Raw genomic sequence first — 15,645 nt, 5'->3', positions numbered from 1 at the left:
GACGACCGACCGACGCGATGCTTTTTCCGCGAGGGTGACGCGCTCGATCACTGGCAACGGGGGTCGGGATCCGACCCGCGCGGAACGCGTGAGGCGCAACCGCTTTTGCGACGCTCTCCAACGACCCTGTAGACGTGGACGAGACGATCCGCTGGCTGCAGGGCCGGCCATACTACGACGGGCAGATCGCCGAGCGGCGCGTGACGCCTGGCCGCGAAGCGACCTTCGCCGACGTGGACCTGGACTCGCGGCTCGCCGGCGCGCTCGAATCCGACGGCGTCGACCGCCTCTACGACCACCAGGCGAACGCCGTCTCGGCCGTCCGCGGGGGCGACAACGTCGTCCTCGCGACGCCGACGGCCAGCGGGAAGTCCCTCGCCTACACCGTCCCCGCCTTCGAGCGCGCGCTCGACGAGCGGGCGACGACGCTCTATATCGCGCCGCAGGTCGCGCTCATCAACGACCAGGAGGAGACCCTCTCAGATCTGGCCCACGGGCTGGGCTTCGCCTCGGGCGTCTCCGTCGCGCAGTACACCGGTCGACAGGACCGCAACGAGAAGGAGGCCATCCGGGAGCGTCAGCCGACGGTCCTGCTGACGACGCCCGACATGCTCCACTACGGCATCATGCCCCACGCCCACCGGCTGTGGGACTGGTTCTTCGAGCGCCTGGAGACCGTGGTCGTCGACGAGGTCCACGAGTACCGCGGCGTCTTCGGCAGTCACGTGGCGATGGTGTTCCGGCGCCTCCAGCGCATCTGCGAACGCTTCGACGCCGACCCGGACTGGGTCTGCTGCTCGGCGACCATCGGCAACCCGGTCGACCACGCCGCGACGGTCACGGGCCAGTCGCCCGAGTCGTTCGAACTCGTCGACGAGGACACCAGCGCGACGGGACCGACCCACTGGCTGTTCTGGAACCCGCCCGAGTACGACGCGGGCGAGGGGTTCGGGAGCGGTCGGCGCCGCTCCAGTCACGTCGAGACCAAGCGCCTGTTCGTCGATCTGGTGGCCCGCGGCTACCAGACCGTCGCGTTCACCCGGTCCCGGCAGGTCGCCGAGCGCTACGCGACCGACAGCGCGAGCGATCTGCGCGACCGCGGCGAACACGAGGCGGCCCGGAACGTGGACGCTTACCAGGCCGCGCTGACCGACGAACGCCGCGGCGAGATCGAGGACGGTCTCGACTCCGGCGAGGTCCGAGGGGTCTGGAGCACGAACGCGCTCGAACTCGGCGTCGACATCGGCGGCCTCGACGTTGTTTTGCTCGACGGTTATCCCGGGACGCGAATGGCCGCGTTCCAGCAGGGCGGCCGGGCGGGCCGCGGCACCGACCCCTCGCTCGTCGCGATGGTCGCCGGCGAGGACCAGCTCGACCAGTACCTGATGGCCCACCCGCGCGACTTCTTCGAGAACGACCCGGAGGAGGCCATCTCGAACCCCGAGAACGAACACCTCCTGCCGGATCACGTGCGCGCTGCCGCACGCGAGAACTGGCTCCGGCCCGACGACGACCGGTACTTCGGCGAGCCCTTCCCCGACGTGGTCGCCGACCTGACCGAGGCGGGAGACCTCGACCGCCGGACCACAGACGCGGGCCTGCGCTGGCTCTACGACGGCGGGGGCAGCCCGCAACACGAGATGAGCCTGCGGACCATCGGCGACCGCGAGGTGCAACTGCGGGACCGCCGCGACGGGAACCGCATCGCGACGCTCTCGTTCGCGGACGCGCTGCGCGACGCCCACCCCGGCGCGATCTACCATCACCAGGGCCAGGACTTCGAGGTCGTCGATCTGGACCTGCGCAACGACGTCGCGGACCTCGGACCCGTGCGACCGAACTACTACACGCAGGTGCTGCACGACAAGACGATCACCGTCGAGGAGGACCGCCGCGAGCAGCGCCTCCCGACGCACGAGGACGTGACGGTGCGCTTCGCAGACGTGAGCATGCGCAAGCAGATCACCGGCTTCGAGCGCTACGACCGCCAGAGCGGGGAACCGATCGGCCGCGAGGCGCTCGACCTGCCAGAGACGACCCTCGACACCGAGGCCCTGTATTTCACCGTCCCCGGCGAGGTCGAGACGGATATCCGAACTGCGGGCGACGGCCCCGACGCGTTCCCGGGCGCCATTCACGCCGCGGAACACGGCATGATCTCGCTCTTTCCGCTCTCGTTTCTCTGCGACCGCCGGGACGTCGGCGGCCTCTCGACGCCGCAGCACCCGCACACCGACTGCGCGACGATCTTCGTCTACGACGGCTACCCCGGCGGCGTCGGCCTGACGAGCCGCGCCTACGAGACCGTCGTCGACCTCGTGGAGCGCACGCTGGGGATGCTCCGGGACTGCCCGTGCGAGTCGGGCTGCCCCGCCTGCGTCCAGTCGCCCCACTGCGGGAACGCGAACGACCCCCTGGAGAAGGGGTTGGCCGCCGACCTGCTCGCGGCGCTCGTCGAGTAAGGCGCCCTTACGACTCCGTTTCGGCTCGAGGGACCCAGCGCGAGTCATCCGAGCAGAGACGCGCTCGCTCGCGATTTACCCGCCGAAACGAGACCACGTCCCGACGTTTCGTCTGTTGCACGCGTCCGGTTCGACTGTTTCGACTGTTTCACGGCCGGAGGGGGCCGGCGGCGTCAGACGCGGCCACGTCGGGGGGTTGCCGGGTTCCAACGGGTCGCCGTACCGTGGGGAACTGTGACAACGGTCGGGACGAGTTTGCGGTTCTTTGCCACTCTCCGGCCTATAATTGACTACGGGGCGCGGTGGACGAGTCCGGCGATGGGTCGCCGCTGAGCCCCCTGCAAGGCAAACCATGTCAGACACGCACTCGCGAACCCGACCGGCCCGCAACCGTCCGACGCCAGACTCCAGCGAAATCGAGACGATGCACGACGTCTTCTCGGACTGGGAGCGTCGCGCGATACTCTACTACCTCCAGGAAAACGACGGCCGCGCGACCGTCGAGGAGGTAGCGGCACACCTCGTCGGCTGGTGGGACGGCGACGACAGTCCGGCCGCCGCGAACGACGGCGCAGTCGCTCGCGTCAGGAACCGACTCGGGTGCGCGCACCTGTTGAAGCTCGACGATTTCGGGGTCGTCGCCTACGACGCCCGGCGCGAGACGGTCCGGCTGGCCGAGGAAATGAAGATCTCGATCAGCGAGCCCTGGTCCGACCGGCCCGACGAGCGGCGGGCACCGACCCGGCTCGTCGGCGAGGAGACCCGGCGATAGACCGCACGCGGACGGCCGCTCCGGTCCGGACGGTCCCGTCCGATCGGTATGCAGTGATTTCGGCGCGGAAAGGTGGCCATACCCTTCCGATGGCGGCGTAAGGTTCCTAACGCCAGCCACCCAAGTCAGACTACTCTGTCACCCGCGCGTGGAACTGTCCGGTCGGGGGGGCACGACCGGGCCACGTCGGTTGACGGGCAGGCACACACGACCCCATGGAACGGAACGTTCACGTTTGGCTTCTCGCGGTCCTCGTAGTGGCGAGTGGGGCGGCCCCGCTCGTCGCGACGGCGACCGCGGGGGCCGACCAGTCGGCGTCGGCGGTCGACGCGCGGATCACCGACGTCTCCTACCGGGGCGACGGCGCAGTGACGGGCTTCGAAGACGGGTTCGCGATCTGGCAGTCCTCGGACCACGGCTTCGCGACGACGGTCGCCAGCGACGGCGGCCTCGACGACGGCTCCCTCTGCCTGCGCGTCGCCTCGGCCGACCGGACGCTCGGTTGCAGCGGGTTCTCGGTGTCTGCAGGAGGTAACCAGACCGTCGCCGTCGAGGTCGGTAACTGGCCGACGAACCTGACCGGCCAGCAGGAACTCCGCGTGGCTGTGGGCGAGGCCAACGACACGACCGACCTCGACAGCGAGACCATCCCGGTCACCGTCCTCGAACGCGACGGCGACCTCGACGGCGACGGCCTCACCAACGAGCGGGAGGCGTCGCTCGGCACCTCGCTCCGGTCGAACGACACCGACGGCGACGGCCTCTCCGACGAGGCGGAGGTCGAGACGTACGAGACCTCGCCGAAGAACAACGACACCGACGGCGACGGCCTCTCGGACTACGAGGAGATCGAGGAGTACCAGACCGACCCGACGAAGGTCGACACCGACGGCGACGGCCTGCCCGACCCGCGGGAACTCGAACTCGGGACGAACCCGAACAAGGCCGACACCGACGGCGACGGCGTCCCCGACGGCCTCGAAGTCAACACGTACAACACTGACCCGACCGAGCCGGACAGCGACGGTGACGGCCTCGACGACGGCGCCGAGATCAACGAGTTCGAGACGAACCCGCTGGAGTCCGACACCGACGCCGACGGCCTCGACGACAACCTCGAAGTCAACACCTACGACACCGATCCCAATCAGATCGACACGGACGGCGACGGCCTCGAAGACGGCGCCGAGGTCGAGGAGTACGACACCGACCCGACCGACCCAGACACCGACGGCGACGGCCTCGAAGACGGCGCCGAAGTCAACACCTACGGCACGAACCCGACCAATCCCGACACGGACGGCGACGGCCTCGAAGACGGCGCCGAAGTCAACGAATACGAGACGGACCCGACCGACCCCGACACCGACGGCGACGGCGTCCCCGACCCCCAGGAGGTCGACGCTGCGAGCGCTGACGACATCCCGCTCGCGCTCGCGGGCCTGGTCGGCGTCGCCGTCGCGGCGGTCGCGGTCGTCGCTTTCCTCGTCTGGTCCGGGCGCGCCCCCGTCGGCCGCGTCCGCCGCGCGCTCTCGACCGGCGAACGCGAGCGCGCCGACCCCGATCGACCCGACGACGGGCCCGACTCGCCGGAACCGGAGGCGGCGCCCGCCGCGGTCATCTCGGAGGGGACCACCCAGGCCGCCGAGGGCGAGGCGGCCGCCGAGACCGAAGAGGTGCCGACGGAGTTCCTCTCCGACGAGGAAGTCGTGTTCACGCTGCTCGACGACCACGAGGGCAGGATGCGACAGGCCGCCCTCGTCCAGGAGACCGAGTGGTCGAAGTCGAAGGTCAGCCGCGTCCTCTCGGCGATGGAGTCCGAGGGGACCATCGTCAAGGTCGACGTGGGCCGGGGCAACGTCGTGATGCGCCCCGAGGACCTCCCGCCGGGCGCCGAATCGGCCCTGGAGGAGTAAAACCATCTTTTTCGCTCGGGGGTCGCCGCAGGCGACCCCCGAGCCAAAAACATGGGTGAAAAAGCCGGTCGCTCCCTACGGTCGCGACCGGTGAACCGCCTCGCTCCGCTCGGCGGATGCTCAATACAGGCGAACGATGGAACGCTGCGCAGCGCAATCTTCACACCTTTGTCAAGAACCGTGTGCTGAATACAGAGCGTGTATTCAGCAAGAGCGGGTCTCTGTGTGACAACCAGTTGTTTCCTGCCTACCAGCAGTGGGTGACTTGCACCGACTTGCGTATATCAAGAGCGACGCTGGTGTACTCGTCGGATGGAAAATCTACCTCAAATAGAGAAGGGGCACTTAAGACCGTATATTTATATGTGTGAAACGTAACAGATTTTACAACCTGGGTGTGTGGGTGATTCGACGGCACTGATTCGGTCCTGAGGCCCCCGAACGATTGGCGGCCGCCAGACGAACGCCAAATGTCGTCGGCTGCCACCGTCAGCGCCCAGATGCGGTTTCCCACGTGCGCGAGGGGTGATCGAGCACGTCGGGGGACGAGCGATCACCAATGAATCCACCGACTGACAACGAGACGGGCGAGCATAACTATCCTGACCGACTGGCGAACCCTGGCCCGACAGGCAGCGACTGGCTCCATGAGCTCGTTTTGCTGACGCTCGTCGCTCTCGCGGTGGTCGGCGCGACCACGGCCCAGGGTGCGGGCGCGCCGACCGACACGCTCGATGGCGGTGAGGTGGGGGCGTCGCTCCCGGCCGCCACGAGTAGCCACCCGGTCGCCAAGTGTTCGGTCTCGGATACGAGCGTCCAGACCGGTGAATCGGTGGCGCTCGATGCCTCAGAGTCGGAGAATGCCGACGACTACCAATACGATAAGTTCGGTGGCAATTCGTTCGGTGGGTTCACCACCCAGAGTTCGCGGACGGTCTCGTACGCCGAGCCGGGCACCTACGACCCACGGGTGAAGGTGTGGTCGTACAGCGATGGCGAGGACAGCGACAGCGCGACCTGTGGCACGGTCACCGTGAGCGACCCGACACCCACGCCCACACCGACGCCGACGGCTACTTCAACTCCGGCACCGACTGCAGTCGCTCGATGTACGGTGTCGGACACGAGCGTCCAGACCGGTGAATCGGTGACGCTCGATGCCTCAGAGTCGGAGAATGCCGACGACTACCAATACGATAAGTTCGGTGGCAGTTCGTTCGGCGAATTCACCACCCAGAGTTCGCGGACGGTCTCGTACGCCGAGCCGGGCACCTACGACCCGCGGGTGAAGGTGTGGTCGTACAGCGATGGCGAGGACAGCGACAGCGCGACCTGCGGCACGGTCACCGTGAGTGACCCGACGCCGACACCGACGCCAACACCGACGGCCACTCCTACTCCAACACCGACGCCAGCATCGACGGCCACTCCTACCCCAACACCGACGGTCACTCCCACCCCAACACTGACGCCAGCACCGACGGCCACTCCCACCCCAACACTGACGCCAGCACCGACGGCCACTCCCACTCCAACACCGGCGGTCACGCCTACACCAACACTGACGCCAACACCGGCGGTCACTCCCACCCCAACACTGACGCCAACACCGGCGGTCACTCCCACCCCAACACTGACGCCAACACCGGCGGTCACTCCCACCCCAACACTGACGCCAACACCGGCGGTCACTCCCACCCCAACACCGATGCCGACGACAACACGAACACCGACGGCAACTCCGAGACCGGATTCGCTTTCAGATCCGACGGCAACCACGACGGGGAGCGACGGTCCTGGATTCGGTGCCATGGAACTCTCGCTGGCGCTCGTCCTGATGACATTGGTCGCGATTCGGAGGAGAAGCTAAGAGGCCCGTACACGACCGAGATCGCCCATCTGCCAGTGGTAGACGAAGACAATGTACCACCTTCCGTTCGACTCGGTCAATCCGAACGCCTACTTTGCTGCATAAGCGCTCTGTATTCAGCACAGCTCTACCAACATCACCGATAGATGATAGAAACGCCAGCGTTAGATTCGCAACTGATACTGAACGCCGCGACGCGGGCAGAGGTATTTCACCGAACGTCCCGAAGTACCGCCATGCGCATCCGCACACTCGTACTCGCTCTCGCGGCCGGACTGGCCGCGTTCCTCGCGGTCGGGGTCGCGGTCACGGAGGTCGCGCTCCGGTGGATCGAGTTCTCGCTGTTCGTCGGGCTCCCCGTCGGCCTCCTCGCCGGCGTGACGGCGGTCGCTCTCGTCATCACCGGCCTCGGCACGGGGGTCTCTCATCTCCGCCGCCGGATAGCCGTCACCGTGGCGACCTTCGGCCTCGCCTTCCTCCTCGTCCTCGCCGTCACTGTGGGGGCGTTCTCCGTCCGAAACTCGCACGCCCTGGCCCTCGCGGTCGCCGTCGGCGCGCTCACTGGCTTCGGCGCGTTCGCGCTCGACTACGCGGAGACAGCGGTGCTGACCGGCTGACGCGCCGGCGTCGTCGTCACGGACGATCTCGCGTCGCGACCGCCGGATCCGCTCAGCCGTCCGGCGAAAACCGTTCGAGAACCGGGATCTCTTCGATCCGCTCGTCGTCCAGCGCGTCCCAGTCGATGCCCGCGGGCCGCTCGTGGGGAGTCTCCGTCCGAACGACGCGCTCGGGCGTGACGATCACGTCAAGGGGCACGTCGTGGGCGTCGACCGCGACCCCATCGCGGACCTGTAACTCGTGGACTGTCGTGACGACCGTCGTCTCCGCGTCGACCAGCCCGAGTTCCGACAGCACGGCGAACTCCAGGTCGCTGTATCCCTCGCCCTTGCCGACGCGGGCGCCGTCGGGCGAGACGGCGACGCTCCCGACGACGACGAGGTCGATCCGGTCGACGACCGCGGGACCGACCTGCTCGGCGTGGTCCTCGACGCCCGAGACGGTCGCCGCGGCGTCTGGATCGGCGAGTTCGGCGGGGTCGAGTCGGTAGAAACAACGCTCGTCGCGGAGTCGGGGCACCGCCATGTAGACGGTTTTACCGGCGTCGAGCGCGGCGCGTCGGACCGGGAGCTGCGGCGCGTCCGGGTTGGCCTTCAGCCGCCGAGCGTCGGTCCACTCGTCGAGGCCGGCCAGGCGCTGGGCGGCGGCGTCGGCACCGGCGAAGTTGGGAATGCGGCCGTGGGGCGGGAAGGGAAAGCGGGCCTCGCCGCTGTCTTCGAGTTCGTCCCACACCGTCTCGCGGAGGGACTGTTTGTCCACGTCGACCACCGGAGTCAGATGACGTCGGAGGCGGCGGTGTCCGCCTGCACGTCGGTCTCCACGTCGATGTTCTGGATCAGCTGGACGAGGTCTGCCAGCTGCGGGAAGGTGTAGACGGTGACTTCCACGTCGGCGTCGCTGGCGACGACGTGGGAGTCGACGACGAAGGCGATCTCTTCGTCGGGCCAGCCGCCCATCTCGTCGACGATGTCGCTCGCGGGGCCGAAGATAAAGGAGGGCGTCGACATGTCGATGGTGGTGTCGAGGACGTTCGCCCACCCGTCGATGAAACCGCTGGTCATGATGTTACCGATCTCCTGCATGGCCGAGCGCTCCATGTCGGTGAAGTGGCCGTCGGCGTCGTCGTCGCTCCCCATGTCGCCGACCATACTTTGCGCGAGGCGCTTGCTGCCTGCGGGTTCGAGCATGAAGAGGACGTACCCGTAGGGTGGTTCCGTCAGTTCGACGTAGATTCCGACCTGCTCGTGGTCACCCAGATGGGTCCTGACGTCCTCCATGTCGAGAAAGCTGATCTTCGACACCTCGATCTCCGTGTGGAGCCCCGAGAGCTGGTTCAGGTGGGCCGAGACGGTGGACGCTCCCTCCTTCGCCATCTCGTTGAAGAGGGCCAGTTTCCGCACGTCGACCTCGTAATCCATACCCTTCCGTGGGTCTCGACCAATGTAAACGCTCTGGGGACCGCACGAGCGCGGATCGCCCTCGGCGGGCAGGGGACCGCTCTACCGGTAGTTTCCGAGTACCGCGATACGTGATACATAAGCGACGTATACTCTTGGGGATGTCGAACGGGATACGAGATGGCGGGTGGACGGTTCGACGTACCCCCGGCGACCGACCAACCCGTCGAGACCCCACACATGCCGCTCTTCACGACCGATCCGACGGCCGTCGACTCGTCGACGATCGACGAGTACCTCGGCGCGGTTTCGGGTTCGGTGTCCGACCTGGAACTGCTGCTGTGGGTGCTGGTCTGCTGGGCGCTCGTGCTCGACATCGTTTTGACTGCGTACGGCCTCTCTATCGGCCTCGTCGAACGCAACCCGCTCATGCGGCAGGCGCTCGACGCGTTCGGCCTGAGTGCCCTGGCGCTCGCGAAAGCCGGCGCCGTCGCGGTCGCGCTCGTCTTCCGCGCGCTGTGGCCGGAGTACGCGCTCGTCGCCCCGATCGGTCTCGCCATCCCCTGGGTACTGGCCGTCGTCTTCAACGCGGCGCTGCTGGCGTCGCTCTGAACGCGGCCCGCCTCGGGCCAGTGCCCCCGGGCCGGCGACACGCCGCCCCCACCCGAGACGCTTCGACTCGACCGACGGTGAACGTGCAATCGAAACGATCCTTTTTTAGCGGACTGTGACGAGTCGCCACACGCACGACTCACCCCTCTGGGTGGGGGGTAGCGTGCGGTGGGTACGATGCGCGGTTCACTACTAACGAGTCTGGACAGACCGTGGGTGTTCGAGGCCCGGTCCGTCGGCGACGCCGACGACCGGGTCGTCGAGAGAGCGCTCTGGGTGGTCGTCCTCGCGTCGCTCGCGCTGGACGTCTCGACCACCTGGCTCGGTCTGTCGATGGGGCTCGCCGAGGGGAACCCGGTGATGCGCTGGGCCATCGACGGCGCCGGTTTCGGCGCGCTCGCCGCGGCGAAACTCCTCGTCGTCGGCGGCGCGGTCTGCCTCCGGGCGGCCCGACCCCGTCACGGGACGGCCATCGCGCTGGGGCTCGCGCTCCCGTGGACGGTGACCGTCCTCGTCAACGCCGTCGTACTCGCGTCGGTCTGAGCGACCCGTCGCGTGTCCGCCGGCCCCCGGAACGGCCGTGGGATCCGTTCCGTCGGCGCCGGACCTCTCCACAGACGGGCACGCCGTCACTCGTCGCTCGTCCGCTTCTCCGCGAGCACCGTCCGGTCGAACGAACACACCAGCGTGTCCTCCCCCGGTTCGACGCGATACGCCTCGACGCGCATCGTCACGACGCCGCGCTCGCCGTCGCTCGTCTCCCGCTTGTCCGTGACCGTCGACTCCGCGCGGATCGTGTCCCCGTGGAACACCGGTTCGGGGTGCTCCACGTCGTCGTACGAGAGGTTGGCGACGATGGTCCCGTCGGTCGTTTCGGGGATCGAGAGCCCGACCGCGAGGCTCATCGTGTAGAGGCCGTTGACCAGTCGCTCCCCGAACTGCGTCGACGTGGCGAACTCGGCGTCCAGGTGCAACGGCTGCTGGTTCATCGTCAGGTCGCAGAACCGCTGGTTGTCCGATTCGGAGATCGTGCGGCGCTTGTCGTGGGCGATGGGTTCGCCGACCTCGAAGTCCTCGTAGTAACGCCCTGACATGGATCGACTCTCGATTCGGCGGCGGTTAACGATTTGGCTGACACGCCGATACCCCTCGGCGCCCGTAGCTACAAACCGCTGGCGGACCCAGGAACGCACATGCCACGCCGGAGCGTCCTGTTCTCGCCGGGCGACCAGCCGACACTCATGCGGAAAGCCCCGACTACCGGGGCCGACGCCGTCGTCTTCGACCTCGAAGACGCCGTGGCCTCCGGGAAGAAGGCCGACGCCCGCGACGCCGTCCGCGACGTTCTCTCCACGCTCGACGCCGACTGCGAGGTCTGCGTGCGCGTCCAGCCGCCGGGCCGCGGCGCGAGCGACGACCTCGAAGCGATCCTCGACGACCCGTCCGCGCGGGCGGCGCTCGACGCGCTCGTCCTGCCGAAAGCAGAGGAAGCCGACGACGTCGAGGCGCTGGCCGATCTCGCGGCCGAACGCGACGCCGACCTCCCGATACTCGCGCTCGTCGAGACGGCCGCGGGGGTCCTGCACGCCGAGGCGATCGCTGCCGCGAGGCCCACGGACGCCCTGATTTTCGGCGCCGAGGATCTGGCCGCCGACGTCGGAGCGACCCGGACGGAGGAGGGGACCGAAGTGCTCCACGCCCGCGAACACGTCGTCCTCGCGGCGGCCGCGGCAGGCGTGGACGCGATCGATACGCTGCACACCGACTTCGTGGACGAGGCCGGCCTGCGCAACGACACCGAGTTCGCGCTCGAACTGGGGTACGACGGCAAACTCGCCATCCATCCGTCGCAGGTCGGTCCGATCAACGAGACGTTCACGCCCGCACCCGAGCGCGTCGAGTGGGCCGAGCGGGTGCTCGCGGCGAGCGAAGAAGCCGACGCGGAGGGGCGGGGCGTCTTCGCCGTCGACGGCGAGATGATCGACGCGCCGCTGGTCGCCCAGGCCGAGCGGGTGCTGGACCGGGCCCGCGCGGCGGACGGAGACCCCGAATGAGCGACGCCGTTTCCGCCGGAAATGACGGGCTCTCTCGGATGTGACGGATCGGCGGATTTCCGGAACCTCAGTGGCTGATCGTCCCGTGAGTCGGCGATCGGCCGAACCCTTTTCAGCGCTCTGACCCATCTGTTCGCATGGCCGAAGACGCCAATCCCTTCGAGAGCCTCCAGGAGCAGGTCGACGACGCCGCCGCGCACCTCGACGTCGACGCCGGCGCGCTCGAACGCCTCAAACGCCCCGAACGGATCCTCGAGACGAACCTCTCGGTCGAGCTGGACGACGGATCGGTCGAAGTCTTCCGCGCCTATCGCTCGCAGTTCAACGGCGCCCGCGGCCCCTACAAGGGCGGCATCCGCTATCACCCGCAGGTCTCCCGCGACGAGGTCAAGGCGCTGTCGGGCTGGATGGTGTACAAGTGCGCCGTCGTCGACATCCCCTACGGCGGCGGGAAAGGCGGGATCGTCGTCGACCCCGACGAGTACTCCGAAGCCGAACTCGAACGGCTCACGCGTTCGTTCGCCACGGAACTGCGGCCGATCATCGGCGAGGACAGGGACGTCCCCGCGCCCGACGTCAACACCGGCCGCCGGGAGATGAACTGGATCAAGGACACCTACGAGACCCTGGAGAACACGACCGAGCCGGGCGTCGTCACCGGCAAAGCGCCGGAGAGCGGCGGATCCGCGGGCCGCGTCGAGGCCACCGGTCGCTCCGTGATGCTCACGGCGCGGGAGGCCTTCGACTACCTCGGCAAGGAGATCCAGGGCGCGACCGTCGCCGTGCAGGGCTACGGGAACGCGGGCTCGATCACCGCCGAACTCCTCGAAGACCTGGGCGCGAGCGTCGTCGCCGTCTCGGACTCTTCGGGCGCGGTGTACGATCCGGACGGCCTCGACACCCGCGCCGCCAAGGCTCGCAAGACCGAGACCGGCGACGTGACCGACTACGACGCGCCGGAGACGCTGCCCAACGAGGAGTTGCTCACCCTCGACGTGGACCTGCTAGTGCCCGCCGCGCTGGAGAACGCCATCGACGAGGGCCTCGCCCGCGAGGTGGAAGCCGACGTGATCGTCGAGGCCGCCAACGGTCCGCTGACGCCCGACGCCGACGACGTCCTGACCGACCGCGACGTGACCGTCCTCCCGGACATCCTCGCCAACGCGGGCGGCGTCACCGTCTCTTATTTCGAGTGGGTTCAAAATCGCCAGCGCTTCTACTGGTCCGAGGAGCGCGTCAACGAGGAACTGGAGACCGTCGTCGTCGACGCGTTCGACCGGTTGACGTCGGTGTTGGAGGACCGCGACCTGCCGAACTTCCGGACCGCCGCGTACGTCGTCGCCATCGAGCGCGTGGTGACCGCCAGCGAACAGGCCGGTACCTGGCCGTAGGGAGCGACCAGAACGGGCCCGCCCGCGAGAGGTCCGCTAGACCGCGTCAGTCGATGTACGGCTCTTCGATCGCCTCGTCGCTCCCGAACACCGTCCCGATTCGTCGAGTGACCACGTCGAAGACGGTGATGACCGGTCCGAGCAGGGTCTCGACCGCGCGGACGACCGGCGCGACGGACACGGCCCACCGCTCCGCGTTCCCCAGGCCGACGGACTTGGGGACGATCTCGCCGAACAGCAGGACCAGCGTGCTCGTGACCAGCGTCGCCACGACCACCGCCGGTCCGGGTTCCAGATAGCTGGTGACGAGCACGGTCACGATGCTCGAGATCGCCACGTTGACCACGTTGTTCCCGACGAGGAGGGTGACGAGCAGGCGATGGGGGTCGTCGACGAGTCCCTGTAGCACTCGGGCTCGCTCGCTGTGTTCGGCCTCCTCGTCGACCCATGCCCTGGGAAGCGAGAAGATGGCCGTTTCGGAACTGGAGAAGAAGGCGCTACACGCGAGCAGAACCAGCGTCGCCGCGATACCCGCCACCGCGACTGAGAGACCTACCATGCCACCCCGTTCTCCACCCCGCCGGAAGTATCCCGGGACTGGTCCCGCCCGGTCTCCGCCGCCGTGAATTCGTCCCACCCGTTATGCCTCGCCGGGCCGAACGCTCGACCATGCCGGTCTACGAGCGAGAGACGATCGTCGACGCTCCCTTCGAGGAGGTGTGGGCGTTCCACTCCCACCACTCCGGACTGGAGGCGCTCACGCCCGACTGGATGCACCTGCGCGTGGAGTCGGCCGTCGGTCCCGACGGGGAACCCGACCCCGAGACCCTGGAGACCGGCTCGAAGATCGTGTCGACCATCGCTCCGTTCGGCGTCGCGCCGCGCCAGCGGTGGGTCTCCTACGTCGCCGCCCGCGAGGAGGGCGACGGGACGGCGCTGTTCCGCGACGAGATGATGCGTGGCCCCTTCCCGAAGTGGGTCCACACCCACACCTTCGAGGCCGTCGACGGAGGGACGCGCGTCCACGACCGCGTCGAGTACGAACTCCCCGTCGTCCGCGGTCTCTTCGGCCCGCTCGGCTGGATCGGCTTCGAGCCGCTGTTCCGCTATCGCCACCGGAAGACGAAGGAGCTGCTGGAGGAGTAGCCGAAACCGCCCGGATCACGCTGTCGTCGGTCCCCACCACGCGGAGTCGGGCCAGAAAGAATTTTACGCCGAGCGCCGACCCGCTCGTATGTCGTCGCAGCGACAGCACGCGGTCGCCGCCGTCGCGGTACTCCTCGCAGTCAGCGGCTGCCTCTCGGCCCTCCCAGTCAGTCAGCCGCCGACACCGACGCCCGAGGCCGTCGGCTTCGAGGCCCTCTCGGACGAGCCGAGTCCACAGACAGTGAGTCTGGAGAACCGGTGGAACCGCACCGTCACTGCGCAGTTACGGGTCGTCCGGGTGGCGACCAACACCACGGTCCACAACGAGACCTACCACCTCCCACCCCGGACCGAACGGACCGTCTACAACACCTCCGCGTCCGACCCCGAGGGCGTCGAGTCGTTCCGAGTCACGCTGAGCACTCTGGGGACGACCGAACACACGACCATCGAGAACAACGCGTGTTTCGGTGGCGCGTCCGGCACAATTAGGGGCGACGGAACTGTCTCCTTTTTCGCCAGCGTTTGTTGACTGGAGCGCGGACGGTTATACTGGGTGTCGACCGCTAGCGACGGTCCGTCGCAACCAACTGCCGGAAATCGAGTCGGGGTAGGCTAACGACTTTCTGATTCCCTGTCTTTTGTTCTCGTATGACAGACGTAGCTGTCGTCGGCGGGGGTCCCGCCGGCCTGAGCGCCGCACTGTTCACCGCCAAGAACGACCTCCACACCGTCGTCTTCGACACGGACAAGACCTGGCTGCACAAGGCGCACCTGTTCAACTACCTCGGCATCGAGAGCGAGGACGGGACGGCGTTCCTGGAGGACGCCCGCGAGCAGGTCGACGGGTTCGGCGTCGACCGCCGGCAGGGCGAACAGGTCCAGACCGTCGAGCGCGACGGCGACCAGTTCCGCGTCGTCACCGAAGACGACGACCTCGCCGCGGACTACCTGGTCCTCGCCACCGGCGCGAACCGCGGTCTGGCCGAGGACCTCGGGTGCGCGTTCACCGACGAGGACGTCGTTGACGTCGACGTCGACATGGAGACCGACGTCGACGACGCGTACGCCACCGGCGCGATGGTCCGCGCCGAGGAGTGGCAGGCCATCATCTCCGCCGGCGACGGCGCTGCCGCCGCCCTCGACATCCTCTCGAAGGAGAAAGGCGAGCACTTCCACGACTTCGACGTCCCCGACGACGCGGAGTAAGGCCGAGCGATCGCCCCCCGGTCGTCGCAGCCGGTCGTCCTGTGACGACGGCCGCGTTCTCGCCGTTCAATCGCGCTGATTCGCCGTCGATACTGGCCGACCGAGTCGAACTCTGAGAAAGACACCGACCGATAGCAACAGCGCTGCGAACCCGATAGTCGAAAGGACGGGCACTACTGTCGGATTCGGTCCCATCTC

At 67.9% G+C, this 15,645-nt stretch carries 16 protein-coding genes; 12 read left to right on the top strand and 4 right to left on the bottom strand.

Annotated features, from left to right (window positions below; translation table 11 throughout):
• The first annotated feature begins 134 nt into the window (after window positions 1–134).
• The 5 genes from ACMGFH_RS01265 (at window position 135) to ACMGFH_RS01245 (ending at window position 7,637) form a co-directional block, all read left to right on the top strand.
• Window positions 135–2,462: a DEAD/DEAH box helicase gene (locus ACMGFH_RS01265; RefSeq protein ID WP_415380966.1), complete on the top strand. Its 2,328-nt coding sequence runs from the start codon at window positions 135–137 to the stop codon at window positions 2,460–2,462.
• Between the two features lie 352 nt (window positions 2,463–2,814).
• Entirely contained in the window at window positions 2,815–3,234 is a 420-nt protein-coding gene (locus ACMGFH_RS01260) for a hypothetical protein (RefSeq protein ID WP_415380965.1), read from the top strand.
• A 257-nt stretch (window positions 3,235–3,491) separates the two neighbouring features.
• Window positions 3,492–5,150: a binary toxin-like calcium binding domain-containing protein gene (locus ACMGFH_RS01255; protein WP_415380964.1), complete on the top strand. Its 1,659-nt coding sequence runs from the start codon at window positions 3,492–3,494 to the stop codon at window positions 5,148–5,150.
• Window positions 5,151–5,709: 559 nt separating this feature from the next.
• Entirely contained in the window at window positions 5,710–7,020 is a 1,311-nt protein-coding gene (locus ACMGFH_RS01250) for a hypothetical protein (protein WP_415380963.1), read from the top strand.
• 236 nt (window positions 7,021–7,256) lie between these two features.
• Complete coding sequence (locus ACMGFH_RS01245; protein ID WP_415380962.1) at window positions 7,257–7,637, top strand: hypothetical protein; 381 nt, start codon at window positions 7,257–7,259, stop codon at window positions 7,635–7,637.
• Window positions 7,638–7,689: 52 nt separating this feature from the next.
• On the opposite strand, the gene ACMGFH_RS01240 is transcribed toward ACMGFH_RS01245, so the two are convergent.
• Both ACMGFH_RS01240 and ACMGFH_RS01235 read right to left on the bottom strand, forming a co-directional pair.
• Entirely contained in the window at window positions 7,690–8,397 is a 708-nt protein-coding gene (locus tag ACMGFH_RS01240) for a 5-formyltetrahydrofolate cyclo-ligase (protein ID WP_415380961.1), read from the bottom strand.
• A gap of 14 nt (window positions 8,398–8,411) precedes the next feature.
• A complete protein-coding gene (locus ACMGFH_RS01235) occupies window positions 8,412–9,056 on the bottom strand; it encodes a chemotaxis protein CheC (RefSeq protein WP_415380960.1) in 645 nt (214 codons plus the stop codon).
• 219 nt (window positions 9,057–9,275) lie between these two features.
• Between ACMGFH_RS01235 and ACMGFH_RS01230 the strand changes: the two genes are divergently transcribed.
• Together ACMGFH_RS01230 and ACMGFH_RS01225 are read left to right on the top strand one after the other, a co-directional pair.
• On the top strand, window positions 9,276–9,647 hold the full coding sequence (locus tag ACMGFH_RS01230; RefSeq protein ID WP_415380959.1) for a DUF5658 family protein: 372 nt from the start codon (window positions 9,276–9,278) through the stop codon (window positions 9,645–9,647).
• 177 nt (window positions 9,648–9,824) lie between these two features.
• Entirely contained in the window at window positions 9,825–10,190 is a 366-nt protein-coding gene (locus tag ACMGFH_RS01225; RefSeq protein ID WP_415380958.1) for a DUF5658 family protein, read from the top strand.
• An 86-nt stretch (window positions 10,191–10,276) separates the two neighbouring features.
• Here ACMGFH_RS01225 and ACMGFH_RS01220 read toward each other — a convergent pair whose 3' ends face one another.
• The gene (locus tag ACMGFH_RS01220) at window positions 10,277–10,840 is read right to left on the bottom strand and encodes a MaoC family dehydratase (protein ID WP_415380957.1); all 564 of its coding nucleotides are present in this window, start codon (window positions 10,838–10,840) and stop codon (window positions 10,277–10,279) included.
• Here ACMGFH_RS01220 and ACMGFH_RS01215 point away from each other — a divergent pair, their 5' ends adjacent.
• Window positions 10,841–11,701, top strand: a complete 861-nt coding sequence (locus ACMGFH_RS01215) for an HpcH/HpaI aldolase/citrate lyase family protein (RefSeq protein WP_415380956.1) — start codon at window positions 10,841–10,843, stop codon at window positions 11,699–11,701.
• Window positions 11,702–11,838: 137 nt separating this feature from the next.
• Window positions 11,839–13,092: a Glu/Leu/Phe/Val family dehydrogenase gene (locus ACMGFH_RS01210; protein WP_415380955.1), complete on the top strand. Its 1,254-nt coding sequence runs from the start codon at window positions 11,839–11,841 to the stop codon at window positions 13,090–13,092.
• 46 nt (window positions 13,093–13,138) lie between these two features.
• Here the strand turns inward: ACMGFH_RS01210 and ACMGFH_RS01205 are convergent, their stop codons facing one another.
• On the bottom strand, window positions 13,139–13,651 hold the full coding sequence (locus tag ACMGFH_RS01205) for a CNNM domain-containing protein (RefSeq protein ID WP_415380954.1): 513 nt from the start codon (window positions 13,649–13,651) through the stop codon (window positions 13,139–13,141).
• Between the two features lie 110 nt (window positions 13,652–13,761).
• On the opposite strand from ACMGFH_RS01205, the gene ACMGFH_RS01200 reads away from it, so the two are divergent.
• From ACMGFH_RS01200 to ACMGFH_RS01190, 3 genes are all read left to right on the top strand, one after another.
• The gene (locus tag ACMGFH_RS01200) at window positions 13,762–14,238 is read left to right on the top strand and encodes an SRPBCC family protein (protein ID WP_415380953.1); all 477 of its coding nucleotides are present in this window, start codon (window positions 13,762–13,764) and stop codon (window positions 14,236–14,238) included.
• An 88-nt stretch (window positions 14,239–14,326) separates the two neighbouring features.
• A complete protein-coding gene (locus ACMGFH_RS01195; RefSeq protein WP_415380952.1) occupies window positions 14,327–14,770 on the top strand; it encodes a hypothetical protein in 444 nt (147 codons plus the stop codon).
• Between the two features lie 119 nt (window positions 14,771–14,889).
• Complete coding sequence (locus ACMGFH_RS01190; RefSeq protein ID WP_415380951.1) at window positions 14,890–15,447, top strand: NAD(P)/FAD-dependent oxidoreductase; 558 nt, start codon at window positions 14,890–14,892, stop codon at window positions 15,445–15,447.
• The last annotated feature ends 198 nt before the right edge of the window (window positions 15,448–15,645 follow it).

Source organism: Halosimplex rarum (assembly GCF_047715405.1).
Classification (GTDB): domain Archaea; phylum Halobacteriota; class Halobacteria; order Halobacteriales; family Haloarculaceae; genus Halosimplex; species Halosimplex rarum.
Note: the sequence above shows the minus strand (reverse complement) of the source record. Positions and strands in the feature narration are given on the sequence as shown.